Annotated in this window: 16 protein-coding genes and 1 riboswitch; of the genes, 10 read left to right on the forward strand and 6 right to left on the reverse strand. The window is 66.6% G+C overall.

The window, feature by feature from the left end; genetic code table 11:
- Position 1 precedes the first annotated feature (1 nt).
- Genes C8C94_RS15675 through C8C94_RS15685 form a run of 3 tightly spaced genes read right to left on the reverse strand, consistent with a single transcriptional unit; the run spans position 2 to position 3,394 of the window.
- Positions 2 to 541, reverse strand: coding sequence for a hypothetical protein (locus C8C94_RS15675; protein WP_055401995.1), 540 nt, complete (start codon positions 539 to 541; stop codon positions 2 to 4).
- The gene (locus tag C8C94_RS15680; protein WP_121421373.1) at positions 538 to 2,478 is read right to left on the reverse strand and encodes an MFS transporter; all 1,941 of its coding nucleotides are present in this window, start codon (positions 2,476 to 2,478) and stop codon (positions 538 to 540) included. Before C8C94_RS15680 ends, C8C94_RS15675 begins: the two co-directional genes overlap by 4 nt.
- Positions 2,479 to 2,533: 55 nt before the next feature.
- Entirely contained in the window at positions 2,534 to 3,394 is an 861-nt protein-coding gene (locus tag C8C94_RS15685; RefSeq protein ID WP_233573488.1) for a hypothetical protein, read from the reverse strand.
- 136 nt (positions 3,395 to 3,530) lie between these two features.
- Between C8C94_RS15685 and C8C94_RS15690 the strand changes: the two genes are divergently transcribed.
- The 7 genes from C8C94_RS15690 to C8C94_RS15720 all read left to right on the forward strand — a co-directional run bounded on the left by C8C94_RS15690 (position 3,531) and on the right by C8C94_RS15720 (position 8,997).
- Positions 3,531 to 4,262 (forward strand): helix-turn-helix transcriptional regulator, encoded by a 732-nt coding sequence (locus tag C8C94_RS15690; protein WP_055401999.1) that lies wholly within the window; start codon positions 3,531 to 3,533, stop codon positions 4,260 to 4,262.
- A 178-nt stretch (positions 4,263 to 4,440) separates the two neighbouring features.
- Positions 4,441 to 5,343, forward strand: a complete 903-nt coding sequence (locus C8C94_RS15695; RefSeq protein ID WP_121421374.1) for a TetR/AcrR family transcriptional regulator — start codon at positions 4,441 to 4,443, stop codon at positions 5,341 to 5,343.
- Positions 5,340 to 5,903 (forward strand): DUF2867 domain-containing protein, encoded by a 564-nt coding sequence (locus C8C94_RS15700; RefSeq protein WP_121421375.1) that lies wholly within the window; start codon positions 5,340 to 5,342, stop codon positions 5,901 to 5,903. Before C8C94_RS15695 ends, C8C94_RS15700 begins: the two co-directional genes overlap by 4 nt.
- The gene (locus C8C94_RS15705) at positions 5,890 to 7,224 is read left to right on the forward strand and encodes an AarF/ABC1/UbiB kinase family protein (RefSeq protein WP_121421376.1); all 1,335 of its coding nucleotides are present in this window, start codon (positions 5,890 to 5,892) and stop codon (positions 7,222 to 7,224) included. Before C8C94_RS15700 ends, C8C94_RS15705 begins: the two co-directional genes overlap by 14 nt.
- Position 7,225: 1 nt before the next feature.
- The gene (locus C8C94_RS15710) at positions 7,226 to 7,606 is read left to right on the forward strand and encodes a hypothetical protein (protein ID WP_121421377.1); all 381 of its coding nucleotides are present in this window, start codon (positions 7,226 to 7,228) and stop codon (positions 7,604 to 7,606) included.
- 188 nt (positions 7,607 to 7,794) lie between these two features.
- Positions 7,795 to 8,337, forward strand: coding sequence for a YXWGXW repeat-containing protein (locus C8C94_RS15715; protein WP_121421378.1), 543 nt, complete (start codon positions 7,795 to 7,797; stop codon positions 8,335 to 8,337).
- A gap of 165 nt (positions 8,338 to 8,502) precedes the next feature.
- Complete coding sequence (locus tag C8C94_RS15720) at positions 8,503 to 8,997, forward strand: YXWGXW repeat-containing protein (protein ID WP_121421379.1); 495 nt, start codon at positions 8,503 to 8,505, stop codon at positions 8,995 to 8,997.
- A gap of 30 nt (positions 8,998 to 9,027) precedes the next feature.
- On the opposite strand, the gene C8C94_RS15725 is transcribed toward C8C94_RS15720, so the two are convergent.
- Positions 9,028 to 9,810 carry a 2-keto-4-pentenoate hydratase gene (locus tag C8C94_RS15725; RefSeq protein ID WP_121421380.1) on the reverse strand — a complete coding sequence of 261 codons (783 nt, stop codon included), beginning with the start codon at positions 9,808 to 9,810 and terminating at the stop codon, positions 9,028 to 9,030.
- 224 nt (positions 9,811 to 10,034) lie between these two features.
- Positions 10,035 to 10,156, forward strand: a riboswitch (glycine riboswitch).
- Positions 10,157 to 10,247: 91 nt separating this feature from the next.
- Between C8C94_RS15725 and C8C94_RS15730 the strand changes: the two genes are divergently transcribed.
- A complete protein-coding gene (locus tag C8C94_RS15730; RefSeq protein WP_121421381.1) occupies positions 10,248 to 11,567 on the forward strand; it encodes a D-amino acid dehydrogenase in 1,320 nt (439 codons plus the stop codon).
- 53 nt (positions 11,568 to 11,620) lie between these two features.
- On the opposite strand, the gene C8C94_RS15735 is transcribed toward C8C94_RS15730, so the two are convergent.
- Both C8C94_RS15735 and C8C94_RS15740 read right to left on the reverse strand, forming a co-directional pair.
- Entirely contained in the window at positions 11,621 to 11,929 is a 309-nt protein-coding gene (locus tag C8C94_RS15735) for a cytochrome c (protein WP_099731962.1), read from the reverse strand.
- Positions 11,930 to 12,066: 137 nt separating this feature from the next.
- Entirely contained in the window at positions 12,067 to 13,278 is a 1,212-nt protein-coding gene (locus tag C8C94_RS15740; RefSeq protein WP_121421382.1) for a sulfite oxidase, read from the reverse strand.
- A 223-nt stretch (positions 13,279 to 13,501) separates the two neighbouring features.
- On the opposite strand from C8C94_RS15740, the gene C8C94_RS15745 reads away from it, so the two are divergent.
- Together C8C94_RS15745 and C8C94_RS15750 are read left to right on the forward strand one after the other, a co-directional pair.
- A complete protein-coding gene (locus C8C94_RS15745) occupies positions 13,502 to 14,677 on the forward strand; it encodes a rhodanese-like domain-containing protein (RefSeq protein WP_121421383.1) in 1,176 nt (391 codons plus the stop codon).
- 80 nt (positions 14,678 to 14,757) lie between these two features.
- Positions 14,758 to 16,083 (forward strand): hemolysin family protein, encoded by a 1,326-nt coding sequence (locus tag C8C94_RS15750; RefSeq protein WP_055395363.1) that lies wholly within the window; start codon positions 14,758 to 14,760, stop codon positions 16,081 to 16,083.
- Positions 16,084 to 16,120: the final 37 nt, after the last annotated feature.

A 16,120-nucleotide genomic window follows, 5' to 3' on the forward strand; every position in this document is an offset into this window, starting at 1 on the left:
CTCAGCCCCGCAGCCAGGCCAGCATGTGCGGATAGGCCGGGGTTCCGCCCGGCAGGACCTGCGCGGGCAGCAGGGTGAGCCCCGCAGCGGCCAGGCCCGAGGCGCCCAGGTACACCCCCAGCTCAAAGGTGGTGCGCAACCCGACGGAGCGCCCGTGGTAACCGCCGTCATGGAACAGCACGGCGGAATCCAGCCCCAGGTGCCGAGTGGCCGCCCAGGCCCAGGCCGTGGCTTCGATCTCACCACCGTGGGCCACCTCGGGCAGGTCCTGCAGCGCATCATCCAGGGTGGACCGCAGCGCCGTGGGTACCACCGCCAGGTGGCCCGCTTCGTGCAGCAGATCTCCAGGCCAGCGCAGCCGCGCCCGGTCCACACGCAGGCCACCCCGCTCGATGCGGACGCCGGGTAGAAAACTGCCTTCGGGGACCTCGGCCTCGCAGACCGCAACGCCAATGCTGCGCAGGAAGGCCAGGATGCGGTCCGTCAATGCGCCGTGGTCCGCCGCTGCCGCTGCAGCGTTGGAGGATTCTTCGCGGCTCATGCTTGCAGCAGGTCCGCCACCCGGGTGCGCAGCAGCGCAGGCTGCACCTGCGTCGATGCCACCGGGCGGCCCACATTGAGCCCCACACGGCTGAAAAATCCCCGCCGGAACGGTCGCACCATGGCGCCGCCCTGCTCAATACGGCTGAAGTACGAGCCCCACAAATTGGTCAGCGCCATGGGGATCACCGGGGCTTCGACACCCTCTGCGCGCGCGCGCTCGATGATCTTCATGATGCCGCCCTTGAACTCCTGCAGCTGCCCGTCCTTGGTGATTCCACCTTCAGGGAAGATGGCCAGCAGATCGCCCTCGCGCAGCACCTGCGCGGCGCGGTCGAAAGCGGCTTCGTAAGTCTTGGGGTCTTCCTTGTAGGGTGCAATCGGAATCGCCTTGGCGAGGCGAAACAGCCAGCCCAGCGCCGGCACGCGGAAGATGCGGTGGTCCATCACGAAGTAGATGGGGCGCGGGCTGGCCGCCATGAGCAACACGGCATCGACAAAGCTCACATGATTGCAGGCCAGGATGGCCGCGCCCGTCGAAGGCAGGTTCTCGTCGCCCTGCACCTTGAAGCGGTACACGAAGCGCGACGACACCCAGGCCACAAACCGCAGCAGGTACTCGGGCACCAGCATGAAGATATAGAACGCCACCACCGCGTTGGCAATGCCGGTGAACAGGAAGATCTGCGGCACCGTGAAGCCCGCGCCCAACAAGGCACCGGCGATGAGCGAGCTGGCGATCATGAACAGTGCGTTCAGGATGTTATTGGCCGCGATGATGCGTGCGCGGTGCGTGGGCTGGCTGCGCATCTGGATCAGTGCGTACATGGGCACGCTGTACAGGCCCGCAAACAGGCTGAGCAGCAGCAGATCCAGCATCACACGCCAGTGCGCGCCCTGGGCCATGAAGGCGGCCAAGCCCATGATCTCGGCAGGGGGCAGGTTGCGCGAGGCGAAGTACAGGTCGATGGAGAACACGCTCATGCCGATGGCGCCCAGCGGCACCAAGCCGATCTCGACATGGCGGCGCGAGAGCACCTCGCACAGCAGCGAGCCGATGCCGATGCCGATGGAGAACACCACCAGGAGCAGCGACGCCACCTGTTCGTTGCCGTGCAACACCTCCTTGGCCAGGCTCGGAAACTGGCTCAGGAACACGGCGCCAAAGAACCACATCCAGCTGATGCCGAGCAGCGAGCGGAACACTGCGACGTTCTCGTGCGCCAGTTTCAGGTTGCGCCAGGTTTCCGTGAAGGGATTCCAGTTGATGGTCAGGCCCGGGTCGGTGGCGGGCAGCGAGGGAATGAACTGCGCGACCGCGCGCCCGGCCAGGGCCGCCACCACGCAGGCCACGGCCACCGTGGTGTGGCCAATGCCCGGGATGGCCACCAGCAGGCCACCGGCCACATTGCCCAGCAGGATGGCCACAAAGGTGCCCATCTCCACCATGCCATTGCCGCCGGTCAGCTCACGTTCGTTGAGCACCTGGGGCATGTAGGCGAACTTGACGGGGCCGAACAGCGTGGAGTGCACGCCCATCAGAAAGGTACACAGCAGCAGGACGGGCACGTTGTCCGTCATGAACCCGAAGGCCGCCACCAGCATGATGGCGATCTCCATGTTCTTCACGAAGCGGATCATCTTTGTCTTGTCGTACTTGTCGGTCAGCTGCCCCGAGGTGGCCGAGAACAGCAAAAACGGCAGGATGAACAGCGCACCAATCACCAGCCCCGCCATCGCTGGCGGTAGCCACGACACGCTGAGCTGGTAGGTCACCATCACGGTGAACGCGAACTTGAACAGGTTGTCGTTGGCCGCCCCAGAAAATTGCGTCCAGAAGAACGGCGCAAATCGCCGCTGGCGCAGCAGGGCGAACTGGTTCGGGTCCTCATGCGCCGGCACTGGCGCAACGCTGGCTGAGGGGGTCTCGGGGTGCATGCGTTTCTCCTCGTTTCCGATGGGTTGGCTTGTTGGAATTTTCCGTGCCCGCATTTCACACACGTGAACTGCGGGCGACACCCACGGCGTGGGCGCCATTCTGCACAAACAGCGTGACCTGCGGCCCGCCCGGTGCCCGGCGCGGGTGCCAGGCCGCCAGGGCCACCAGCACCGGCCAGGCCGCGCCTGCAGCAAACAGGTGCTTGAGGCTGTGGCCCGACACCGCCTGGTAGGTGGCGTCGAACACCGCGTGGTCTGCCGCCTCGAACAGCTTGGCCACGGCATACAGGCCGATGACCGCGCCCAAGTGCACCGCCAGCGCGCCATCGCGCCGGGGCAGACAGGCGAGCGCCAATACCACCAGCATGCCGCCCAGTTGCACCACGGCCCAGGGCATCAGGTTGCCGGTGTGTGCCCACCACAGCACGGCCAACGGCCCCGCCAGCAGCACCGCCCCCGCCATGGCCCAGCCTGCCCGTTCGCTCACGCGGCTGGCAGCCAGCCCCAGCAGTCCTGCAAACGGCAGCACCATGCCCAGCCGGTCCCACAGCAGGCCCGCATCCTGGGGTTGCCAGTGGTAAACGCTGGAGCCCACGGCCGTACACAGCAGCCCCGCAAAAAACAGGGCGGCCAGCGCGCGCGAGGTGGAATCCAGCGCTCCTGGCGCCAACCGGCGCAGCGCCCACAGGCCCCACACCCCTGCGATGGCAAACGGCAGATTGCTGAGTACATCCACTGCGCAAGGAATGCCCCACGGCGCCCGCTGGTCGGCAAAGGCATGCTGGTGTGCGCTTGCGGGCAGCACCGGGCCGAGCAAGGCCAGCGCCAGCAACGCGGCCGCGCCCAGCACGAGAGCCATTTCAGCGCGGGTCGCGGGCTTGTGGCGCCGGGTGGGGAGAGAAATCAGAGAGGTCATGGTCGTCACATCCGTGGATGAGTGGGGATTGCCGCGCAGTGTGTTCAGCAGCAGTCACCGAGTCACCAGAAAGTCGCTCAGAGGGCTACCAAAGCCACCTCAGGTATTGATAATTGATACCAAGGAGCCAAAGCCCATGAGCACGACCGCCGACCTCGTCACCGCCCTGAAGAAGGAACTCAAGACCGCGCAGATGACCTACGCCGACCTGGCGTTGGCATTGGGCATGGCCGAGTCCAGCGTCAAGCGCATGCTGGCCAAGGGCGACATGCCGCTGTCGCGCATCGACGCCATCTGCCGCGCACTGGCGCTGGACTTTGCCGATCTGGCGCGGCGTGTGGCCGACGAACAGCCGCTGTTGAAAGAGCTGACGCAAGAGCAGGAAAAAGCCGTGGTGGGCGACAAGAAACTGCTGCTGATGGCGATTTGCGTGCTCAGCCAATGGACGCTGGAGCAGGTGACCACCGCCTACCGCCTCACCGAGGCCGAGGGCATCAAGTACCTCGCACAGCTCGACCGCATCGGCATCATCGAGCTGCGGCCACTGAACCGCTACCGCCTCAAGCTGGCCAAGACCTTTCGCTGGCGCCCGCATGGCCCGGTGATGAACTACTTTCGCGACCACGCGTTGCTGGACTACTTCGCGGGCGGCTTTGACGGCGCGGGCGAAGGCGTGCTGCTGGTGCACGGCAACATCAGCCGCAGCCTGGCCCCTGCGTTCATGGAGCGCATGCAGCGCGTGGCCCAGGACTTTGCCCAGCAGCACCTGGCCGACCAGAAGCTGCCCGACCGCGAGCGCGAGGGCTACACCTTGCTGCTGGCGATGCGCAGCTGGGAGTTTGAGGCGTTTGCGTCCATGCGGCGCTGATTTACTCTTCTTTTGATAGCTATCAGCGCTTTACCAAAAAGCGCTAGAGGCCAAGAACACCCTAACTTTGTGGGTTGAGCACAGCGCCAGCAGCTGTGCTGTGCCACGCCCGCTTGACGCACCAAACAGAAAATACTATTCTTTAAATAACAAATTTCTTTTATTTAAAGATAGTCAAATGAAAACCACCCGCCAGCAACAAGACGCCACGCGCCGCCAGATCGTGGCCAGCGCGGTGGACCTCATGACCCGCCAGGGCTTTGACGGCACGACGATGAAAGACATCGCGCGTGCAGCAGGCATTGGCGACGCCACGATCTACAAATACTTCCCCACCAAGGACCGCATCGTGCTCGGCTACCTGGACGATGTGGTCCACCAGGCGCTGGCCGAAACCCTGCAGACGCCAGGCTTCGCGGGCTATCAGCTGCAGGAAAAGCTTCAGCGCCTGACCGACGCCGTGCTGGAGCGCCTGCTGGCCGACCGCGAATTTGTAGCCCAGGTGCGCAGTCTGGCGCGGCGCTCGCCGCTGTCGATGCTGGCCGAGCCCCTGGCGGCGCGCCAGAGCCTGCGCGAGGCCGTCGCCAGCTTTCTCGAAGCGGCAGAGGCCAGTGGCGAGATCGAGCCCTGCGACTTCAAAGGCATGGCGGGTGGGCTCTACACCGACTACCTGGCCGGTGTGGTGACCTACTGGCTGGCCGACACCTCCGACGAATTTGCCGACACCACGCAGCTGGTGGACCTTTCGCTGGGTGTGCTGGTGCAGGCACTGCGTGGCGGGCTCGTCAATCGCGTGCTGCAACTGGGCGGCTTTGTGCTGCGCAGCCAGATGGCCCGCATGGTGCAGCACAGCAGCGGCCTCATGGGGATGCTGCAGCTGGCCAAGCAGGCCATGGCCAGCGCGCCCTACAGCACTCCCCAGGCACACCAGGCCCACACGGCAAACGCCGGTTCACCCGCAGCGCCAGAGCCTTCCAAGCCGCCCCGTACGCCGCGCAAACCACGCGCAGCAAACCCAGCCCCGCCCCCCAGCACCACCGCCAAGCCTGCCGCTACGCCACGCAAGAGGAAGTCCGCATGACCACCGCCCCCACCGTGCGCGAAACGCAGGTGCCCGCAGGCACCGCCATCCATGCAAGCTTGCCCGGCGCCCATTTTTTTGATGCCTACGAGGTGGCTGACGGCCAGCCATCCCATACCGCCCTGCAGGCCTGGCTGGACGTGGTGGCCCGCACGCCGCGCTGGACACAAATGCTCATGACCGTGCGCAACAAACTGGTGCGGCTGGTGGGCCTGAAGGACCTGGGGCAACTGCACGATGGGTACCCGCCCGCCAGCGGCAGATCGCTGCGCGAGGCCAGCAGCTACCGTGTGGGCGACCGCGTGGGCATCTTCCGCATCCGCCACCTGAGCGACACCGAAGTCGTGATGGGCCAGGACGACAGGCACCTCGACGTGCAGGTTGCACTGACCAAGCACAGCGGACGGACCGAGACCTCTGGGCCGCCGACCATGGTGCTGAGCACCGTGGTGCACATCCACAACACGCTCGGGCATGCCTACATGGCGGTGGTGACCCCCTTTCACCGCCGCATTGCACGGGCCATGGTGCAACGCCTGGCAGACCATGGCACGCACTGAACCGCCGCGCACCGGCCGCCTGGCGCGCGGCACCATCACGGGCATCGCTGCCGCGCGCATCGGGATGGCCCAGCTGGGGCACCGCGTGCGCACGCCATCTGCCCAAGCGCAGGCCGACCACGAAGCCGCCCTCGGCCGCATCCTCTTTGGCGCGCTGGGCCAGTTGCGGGGCTCGGCACTCAAGGTGTCGCAGTTGCTCAGCATGCACCCCGGCCTGCTGCCCGACGGTGTGCGGCAAGAGCTGGCGCGCGCCCACCACCAGGCCCCGCCACTCAACCGCGCGCTGGTGGGCCGCGTGTTCCGCCAAGCTTTCGGGCAGGAGCCCGAGGCACTGTTTGAACACTTCGAACCCACCGCCTTCGCCGCCGCCAGCCTGGGCCAGGTGCACCGCGCGCAGCTGGCAAGCCACGGCACAGTGGCCGTGAAGGTGCAGTACCCCGGCATCGCCGCCACCATCACCAGCGACATGCAGCTCATGCGCGCCGCGCTGCGCGCCCTGGCCCATACCGACATGCCGCTGCCCGCCAACACCGTGGTGGACAGCGTGATGACCGAGATCGAGGCCACGCTGCTGCGCGAGGTGGATTACCTGCTGGAGGCCGAACAACTGCAGTGGTTTGCACAGCACGCGGCGCTGCCGGGCGTGGTGCTGGCCCAGCCCATCCTGTCGCACACCCGGGCCCAGGTGCTCACACAGCAGTTTCTGCCGGGCCAGCATCTGAAGGACTGGCTGGCCTCGCAGCCCACGCAGGCGCAGCGCGACCGGGCCGGACAGCACCTGTGGGACTGGTTCATGCACTGCCTCTTTGTGCTGGGCCGAGTGCACGCCGATCCGCACCCGGGCAATTTTCTGTTCGCACCCGATGGCACCGTGGGCGTGCTGGACTTTGGCTGCACGCGCAGCCTGTCGGAGCACTTTCGCACCCAGGTGACAAAAGCATGGTCCGCACTGCTGCGCCCTCCCACCGACCCACAGCGAGACGCGCTGGTGCTGCAGGCCTACCAGGCGCTCGGACTCGTCAACGCCAGCCTCACCGTGCCGGCCTACACCGCCGAACTCGCGCCCGCACTGGCCGACATGCAGGCCTGGCAGATGGAGCCCTTCACGCAACCGATTTTCGATTTTGGCGTCAAGACGCCGCCACCCATCACCGCCGGACGGCACCAGCGCATGCTGGGCGAGCACCTGGTGCAGGTGCCCGGCGAGATGCCCGCGTTCGAGCGCATGTGGATGGGCCTCATGCACCTGCTTACGGGGCTGGGCGCGCGGGTGCGCACCCACCACCCTCTGCTGCACAGCACAACGCCCCAGGGCCATTGAGATGAATACTGCTTTGATGCTGGCAGCCGCAGGCCTGGCCCTGGTGGGTGTTGCGCACTCGGTGCTGGGTGAATTGCTGGTGTTTCGCACCCTGCGCACAGAGGGCATCGTGCCCACCGGCGGACGGCCCGTGCTGCGGGAGTGGCAGGTGCGCATTCTGTGGGGCACCTGGCATCTGGCCACCGTGCTGGGCTGGGCCCTGAGCGCCTTGATGTGGCGCCTGGGGACCGCGCCCGTGGACACGGACCTGGGAGCCTGGGTGGCCGATGTGCCCGGGGTCGCCACGCTGGCCAGCGGCGTGCTGGTGTTCTATGCCACTGAGGGCCGACACCCTGCCTGGTTTGCCCTGCTCGTGGTGGCGGCGCTGGTGTGGTGGCGCTGAAGGGCCGCACTACATTCACGTGGGTGGGCAGCTTGCCGGAAGTGTGAGAAAAATCACGGAAACCGCTGCTGCTCCTGCTGCAGGAAACACAACTTCACAAGACTTCGCAATTCGCCTACACCGGCTTGACGCAGCATCTGCACCATGAAGTCTCCGGTTCCGCAAGGAATCATTCTGAGGAGATCACCATGGCCCGCAATGCACTCGCCGCTGTTTCCATCGCCTTGCTGTCTCTGGGCGCCGCAACGGTGGCGCAGGCACAGACCAGCGCCACTGTTGTCATCCAGTCGGGGCAACCCCACCACTACCAGGCGCCAGCGCCCATGGTGGTGCAATACGGCCCACCACCGCCCCCTCGCCATGAAGTGGCGCCCCGCCCTCGGCACAACATGGTGTGGGTGCCCGGCTACTGGGATTGGCGTGGCCACCGCCATGTCTGGGTCCAGGGTCACTGGGTGAAGGCCCGTCATGGCTACCACTACCGCGAACCCCGCTGGGTGGAACACGGCGGCCGGTGGGACCTTCGCCCCGGCCGCTGGGACCGGGACGGCGACGGCATCCCCAACCGCTATGACCGTGACCGCGACGGCGATGGGGTTCCCAACCGCTACGACCGCGATCACCACGACCGAGACCGCGATGGCGTGTCCAACCGCTATGACCGCGACCGTGACGGAGACGGCGTTCCCAATCGGCACGACCGCCGCCCGGACAACCCCTACCGCAATTGAACGATTGAACGCTTGCACAGCTGAAGGAGCGCGGAGGCTCGCAAGCCCCGCGCCCACTCCCCCCTTTGGCCTACGCCCGCCCCCGCTGAGCACCTACGTGGCACCGCGCATCAGGCCGCCACCATGCAAAGACCGATTCCGCCAGGAATCACCCCGGAGACCACCATGACCCGCCAAACACTGACCGCAGCCGCCATCGCCCTGATGGCACTGCTGCCCCTCGTACCGACACACGCGGCCATTCAAGGCACCGTCGTCATTCAGTCCGACCAACCACAGCGTGGGTACCAGCCCACGCAGACCTACCAGGTGATTCCCGCGCCCCCACCCCCACGGTACGAAGCCGTGCCACGCCCACGCCGTGGCCAGGTGTGGGAACAAGGCCATTGGGAATGGCGCGGCAACCGCCACCGCTGGGTGAAGGGCCACTGGGTACAAGCGCGCAGCGGCTACCAGTACCGGCAGCCCCAATGGGTGGAGCGCGATGGCCGCTGGGAAATGCAGCGGGGCCGCTGGGACAGTGACGGTGACGGCATTGCCGACCGCAACGACCGGGACCGCGATGGCGATGGCATCTCCAACCGCAACGACCGTGATCGCGACGGTGACGGCGTGTCCAACCGCCGCGACAGCCAGCCGGACAACCCGCGCCGCAACTGATCTGCCGCGTTCCACGATCCTCGTAACGGTTCAGTCGAATTTCACCTCGGCGCGACCGACACCAGGGAAGTCTGCAACCACCACCGTGCCCGGCGCCACCATCACGGTGCCGGTGCAGGACCCAGTGGTCACCCACTGCCCTGCGCGCAGCCCTCCCAGGCTGCGCGCGCCTTCGTTGGCCAGCCACACCAGCAGCCGCAGCGGATCACCTGCCGGGTTACCCCAGGTGGCGTGCTGCACGGCCACCGATCCGTTCACCGACAGGCTGACCCCTTGCACCAGGGGCTGCACCGAAGCCACATCGGTCAAACCCGAACCCACGATCAGCGCCCCATGGCAGGCCTGGTCGGCCAAGCGACTCCACTCCCCCTGTTGTGCCCAGGCGGCAAAGCGCGTGTCGCACACCTCAATGGCGGCACGCACCGACACCATGGCGGCCAGCACCTCGGCCGCGCTGTAGTGCGTGGCGCGTGCGGGCAGGTCTGCGCCCAGTTCGTACACCAGCTCCGCCTCCACCCCCATCACGGCAAAGCCTGTGGCCGACAAGTTGACCTCCTGGCCAGGCTGCTCCACCCACACCGAGTCGCGGGTCAGCGCCGCACGCGCGGGTTGGGCCTGGGGCGACGCGGCGCCCACTTTCCATCCCGCGACCTCGCCGCGCTCACGCACTACGGCGTCCTGCACGGCGTAGGCCTCGGCCGCATCGCGAGGGCGCAATGCAACGGGCAGATCCAGCGGCCGGGGCGTGCGTCCCTGGCGCGCCATGGTGATCACGGCGGCGCTGGCGAAGGGGTCAAAGGCGGTATCGGGCATGGGAAAAGCGTCCTGGGGGTGGGTCAAATCGCCGGATTATGGCGACCCCATGTCGCCGCCAGCATCAGCAACGATTGCCGCCCATTAGCCGCCCCAAACACCCCACCGCCGCCCGCACCCTCCTAGAATGGCCCCCGCAGGAGAGCACGGCAGGCCACAAGACCCACCGCTGCACCGAAGGCGCAAACTCCCATACACGCTCAGGTCCCGTACTGCACCATTTATCAAAGCCGTCTGGAGAGCCGCCCCAACCTGTCAGCAGCGTTGTGGCGCACCGAAGGAGCAAACCGCGCGCCATGTGGGCTGGGTGGTGAATCTCTCAGGTACCAAGGACAGGGGGAGCGGCAGCTTGGCGGACGCGCGCTGGCTGCTTGCTATTGATTCAATAGCTGCCAACACATATCCATCAAGCGCTGAACCCTTAAAAGGCTTCAAAAATGCGCGTAATCGTTTTGGGCGCCGGCTTGCTCGGCGTGACTTCGGCTTATTTCCTGCAACAACTTGGCCACGACGTGACCGTCATCGACCGCCAGGGTGCGCCCGGCGCCGAGACCAGCTTTGCCAACGGCGGCCAGATCTCGGTGAGCCATGCCGAGCCCTGGGCCAACCCCAGCGCGCCGCTCAAGGTGCTGCTGTGGCTGGGCAAGGAGGACGCGCCCCTGCTGTTCCGCATCCGCGCCGACATGCGCCAGTGGCTGTGGGGCCTGTCCTTTTTGCGCAACTGCACGCCCGCGCGCACGCGCCACAACATCGAGCAGATCGTGCGCCTGGGCACCTACAGCCGCGACACGCTGCAGCAGCTGCGCGCGGCCACCGGCATCCAGTACGACCAGCGCACGCAGGGCATCCTGCACTTCTATACCAACGCCAAGGAGTTCGACGGCGCCCTGGCCCCTGCCGAGCAGATGCGCGCGCTGGGCTGCGAGCGGCAGGTGATCAGCGCCGACGAAGCCGTGCGCATCGAGCCCGCCCTGGCCCATATCCGCCCGCAGCTGGCAGGCGCCACCTACACGGCCGAGGACGAATCGGGCGATGCCAACCAGTTCACGCGCGAGCTGGCCAAGCTGTGCGAGGCGGCGGGCGTGCAGTTCCGCATGGGCCACCACATCACCGCACTGCGCGAGGCAGGCGGCCGCATCGACCATGTGGAAGTGACCAATGCCGAAGGCCGCTTCGAGCGCGTGCGCGGCGATGCGTTTGTGCTGGCCATGGGCTCGTTCAGCCCGCTGCTGGCGCAGCCGCTGGGCATCCAGCTGCCCATCTACCCGGCCAAGGGCTACTCGGTGACGATGCCGGTGAAAGACGCCAGCAAGGCGCACCAGGTGAGCCTGACAGACGACGAGTTCAAGCTCGTGTTCTCGCGCTACACCAGCGAACGCGGCGGTGATCGCCTGCGCATTGCAGGCACGGCCGAGCTGAACGGCTACGACCGCCACCTGAACCAGGTGCGCTGCGAGGCCATCGTGCGGCGTGTGGAACAGCTTTTCCCTGGCGCGGGCGACGCGAGCCAGGCCCAGTTCTGGAGCGGACTGCGCCCGGCTACACCGAGCAACGTGCCGCTGATCGGCAAGACGAAGGTGGGCAACCTGTTCCTCAACACCGGCCACGGCACGCTGGGCTGGACGCATGCCTGCGGCTCGGGCAAGGCCCTGGCCGACATCGTGAGTGGCCGGGTGCCCGAGGTGGACTTTGCGTTCCAGGGGTTGCAGGGGCGCGCAGGAGGAGCGGCGCTGGTGCCGTCGCGCACGGCGGCCTGAAGCAGCGCGCGGTTGCAGCGAGGCAGCGCTGCAACCGCCGCGAAAGCCCGCGCCTACTTGGCCGCGCCCGTGGCGTGCGCCACAAACTGTGCCACGGCCAACATGTCCTTTTCGCTCATGCGCTCGGCATACGAGGGCATCACGCCGATGCCTGCCTTGAGCGCACGCAGTACACGGCCGGCGTCGGGTTTCAGCTCATCCAGCACCGGACCCACCTGGCCCTCGGCACCGGCGGCCTGCAGCGTGTGGCACACCGCGCAGGCGGGCTGGATCTTGGTGAACAGCTCCTTGCCGCGCGCCAGCTCGGCCGGCTCGGCGGCCCAGCTGGCACCCGCCCACAGTAACGCTAGCCCTACCAGCAAACCGCCTTGCGGCACCCGAGGCCGTTCGATAGCGGCGCGCACCCATGCCAGTGCCACCGTGGAACTGGCTCTGCCAGGCCACGGGTGGCGTCCCCCCTTCGGGGGGAAGGCGCAAAGCGCCTCAGGGGGGAGCGATGTCATGCCACGGTCACGGTGACGGCGTGGTCGCGCCAGCTGGCGTTGTTGTAGCCGCCCAGGTTTTCCTCGCGCTGCTCGGCCTGCACATTGCCTGCCGTGTCGGTGGCTCGGCTGGCCAGCACATGGGTGCCCGCCTCCAGGCGCACGGGCAACGCAAACTGCCGCCAGGCAAAGGGGCCCAGGTCGGGGCCGATGAGCTTGGCCGCCAACCAGGTCTTGCCGCCATCGGCCGACACCTCCACGCCCTTGATGCCGCGCGTGCCGCCAAAGGCCACGCCATGCACCTGCACCTGTCCGGGCTTGAGTGCCCCCTTGTCGGGCAAGGGGCCGTTGATCCAGGACTTCACGCCCATCTCCCACACCGAAGGCTGGTCGGGGCTGGCTTTGGAGCCGGGGGGCGACATGCGGTAGCCGTGCGACATGATGCGCGCCTGCGACTGTGCGCTGGTAAACGCCACGCGCTTGACGTACTTGATGTTGTTCACGCCCTGGTAGCCCGGCACCACCAGCCGCAGCGGGCCGCCGTGCGCGAGCGACAGCGGCTCGCCGTTCATCTCCCAGGCCAGCAGTGCGTCGTCCATCGCCTTCACGGGCACCGAGCGCTCCACCAGCACGGTGAGCGGGTCCACACCTTCGGGCAGTTTCTCGCCGCCCGTGCCGGTCAGGTAGGCAGCACCGTCGGCCAGCCCGCCCAAGGCGGCCACCACGTTGCGCAGTGGCACGCCGCTCCAGACCACACAACCGGCAGCGCCCACCGACCAGGGCGTGCCGCTGGGCTTGCTGGGGAAAAAGCCCCGGCCATTGCCCGAGCACTGCAGCACGGTGGCCACGGTTTCCACGCCCAGCGTCTTGAGTTCGGCCAGGGTCAGGCTGCGCGGACTCTTGACCCCTTCGATCGCCACGGTCCAGGCATCGCGGTTGTCCAGGATGGCGGCGTCGGGCGCGGGCAGGTTGTTGCGCACATACAGCTGGTTGGACGGCGTGATGACACTGGTGCCAAACGCGGAGCGACGGGTTTCGAGAGTGCTGCTGCTGTGCACGATCAGCGCATCCGGTGACTTCCATCCTGCATACGCGGGCAGCGGCTTGGCAGCGGCTGCGGCCTGCTGGGCACGCGCACCGCCGGCCCATCCAGCCAGGCCCAGCGCGCTCAAGGCGGCGGCACTTCCGGCCAGCATGTGGCGTCGCGGCAGGGTCATGGAATCTTTCATGGAAACGTCTCCAAATAATGGGATGGACAAAAACTCTTTGTTGCCCCCGCCCACCCGGCAGGCACAGGGGATCGGGTCAGCCCGCATTCTGTGCGGGAGCTCTGCGCGCCGCACGCATGGCTTCGTTAGAAGAAGTAACAAAAACAAAAGATCAGAAACATTCGTACGCAGGTGCGGGGCCCTGGGCATATTCGCGGTTTGTTTTGGGGAGAGGAACCGCGCAATGAACATCGCCAGAAAATCGACCCGCGGCCCGCTGGGACTGCTACTTGGCTTATGGCTGTGTTGCAGCGCCGCCCAGGCCCAGCTGACGGCCATCGTGGCCGTGGAGCCCACGGCCCGCAAGGCGGCGCACTCCATCCTGCGCACCTCCGCCGAATCGGGCCTGTCGAAGGCCGCGGGCCAGCCCGTGGCACTGACCACCAGCGACGACCTGGCCGACGTGATGCGCGCCACGCGCAGCGCGGGATATGACATCTTCATTGGCCCTGCCCAGGTGGCTGCGTCCGCGTTGCAACGCGGCTACGAGCTGGTGGGCGCCACGCACAAATCGGACAGATACCTGCTGGTCGGGCTGCAGCAGATCGCTGCGGTGCCTGCCATGAAAGGCCGACGGCTCTATCTGCCCCAGCAGGATTCGGTCTACACCTACATGGCGCGCGGCATGCTCAATGAGGCGGGGCTGTCGTTCCAGGACCTGCGCGCGGTGCAGTACGAGAAATTTCCCCAGGCCGGCCTGACAGCCCTGACTCTGGGCACGGCGGATGCCACTGTGGTGCGCGAGGACGACTGGGCCGAATGGTCGGCAGCGCACCCCGGCCTTGCGCGGGTGCTGGCTACATCGCAGCCGGTGCCTGGCGGGTTCTCCATCGTGGTGAAAAAAGACCTGCCGGCGGATGCGCGCAACAAGCTGGCCCAGTGGTTCAGCGCGTCGTCCTCCGCCAGCGGCCTGCCGCCAGCCTCCGTGCGCCCGGAGGCCGTTGAGTACCGACGTGTGGCCGAGCTGGGGCTGTTCACCCCCACGAGCCTGCCTGGGGTGAAGCGCATCACTGCGCGCGAGGCCCAGACCCTGCTGGTGCAGGGCGCCACGCTGGTGGACACCCGCACCGAGAAGGAATTCAAGACCAAGCGCATCCGGGGCGCCGTGTTTGCAGCGTATGTGGAAAAGAGCCTCAAGGACGTGGCCTTCAATGCCGCACAGGATGATTTCCAGGCGCTGGACAAGCTTCAGGGCGTGGACAAGGCCAAGCCGGTAATTTTTGCGTGCAATGGCGCCGAATGCTGGAAGTCCTACAAAGCTGCCAAGGTGGCCACAGCCAAGGGGTTCCAGTCGGTGTACTGGCTGCGGGGGGGACTGCCCGAGTGGGACGAAACGGGCCTCCCGACCGAAGGTGGCTAGGAGCCAGCGCAGGGTCTCTGGCCCCTGTCCTTACAATTGGTCGCTTCTCAACACCCAAGGGCGCGCAAGGCGCCCTTTGTATGGAAATAGCAATACTGTTCGCCCTCATCCTTCTCAACGGCCTGTTTGCCATGTCCGAGATCGCTCTGGTCACGGCCCGCAAAGCCCGGTTGCAAAAGCTGATTGATGAGGGCGATAGCGGCGCCGCCGCTGCCGTGAAGCTGGGCGAAGACCCCACGCGTTTTCTCTCCACCATCCAGATCGGCATCACATCGATTGGCGTGCTGAACGGTATCGTGGGTGAGGCCGCCTTGGCTGGGCCCTTGGCGTTGTGGCTTGAAGCACTGGGCGTTCCCATGCCTTTTGGCAGCTACGCGGCCACCGGCCTGGTGGTGGTGCTGATCACGTATTTCTCTATCGTGGTGGGTGAACTGGTGCCCAAGCGCATCGGCCAGTCGTACCCCGAGACCTTTGCCCGCCTGGTGGCGCGGCCCATCAACTTTCTGGCGCTGGCCACCAAGCCGTTTGTGCTGCTGCTGTCCACCTCCACGCGCACGCTGCTGCGCCTGATGGGTGTGAAGGAAACCAGCGGCAGCCCGGTGACCGAAGAAGAGATCCACGCCATGCTGGTGGAGGGCACCACTGCGGGCGTGATCGAATCGCACGAGCACACCATGGTGCGCAATGTGTTCCGCCTGGACGACCGACAGATCGGCTCGCTGATGGTGCCGCGTGGTGATGTGGTGTGTCTGGACATGGATGCGTCGTTTGAAGACAACCTCAAATGCATCGAAGAATCCGACCACGCACGCTTTCCGGTGGTGCGCGGCGGCATGGACAACATCCTGGGCGTGATCAACGCGCGCCAGTGGCTGTCGCGCACGCTGCGCGACAAGGCGCGCGGCGGCCTGGCCGACCAGCCGCTGCAGACAGCACTGTATGTGCCCGAAACCATCACGGGCATGGAGCTGCTGGACAACTTCCGCCTGTCGGACGTCCACATGGCGTTTGTCATCGACGAATACGGCGAGGTGCAGGGCATCGTCACGCTGCAGGACCTGATCGAGGCCATCACCGGAGAGTTTCAGCCGCGCGACCCGGAGACCTCCTGGGCGCTGCAGCGCGAGGACGGCAGCTGGCTGCTGGACGGCCACATTCCCGTGCCCGAGCTGAAAGACCGCCTGAACCTGGATGCCGTGCCCGAGGAGGAACGCGGCCGCTACCACACGCTGAGCGGCATGATCATGCTGCTGACTGGCCGCCTGCCCAAGGTGACCGACACCGTGCAGTGGGAGGACTGGAAGCTGGAAGTGGTGGACATGGATGGCAAGACCATCGACAAGATCCTGGCCACGCGCCTGACCCCCGAGGAAAAGGCCGAAGCAGACGATAACGGCGCGGGCTGACCTGGCCCCTCCATGGGGTACCGTCTCCGCCAGGGCC

It is taken from the genome of Acidovorax sp. 94, from assembly GCF_003634645.1.
Lineage (GTDB): Bacteria > Pseudomonadota > Gammaproteobacteria > Burkholderiales > Burkholderiaceae_C > Acidovorax > Acidovorax facilis.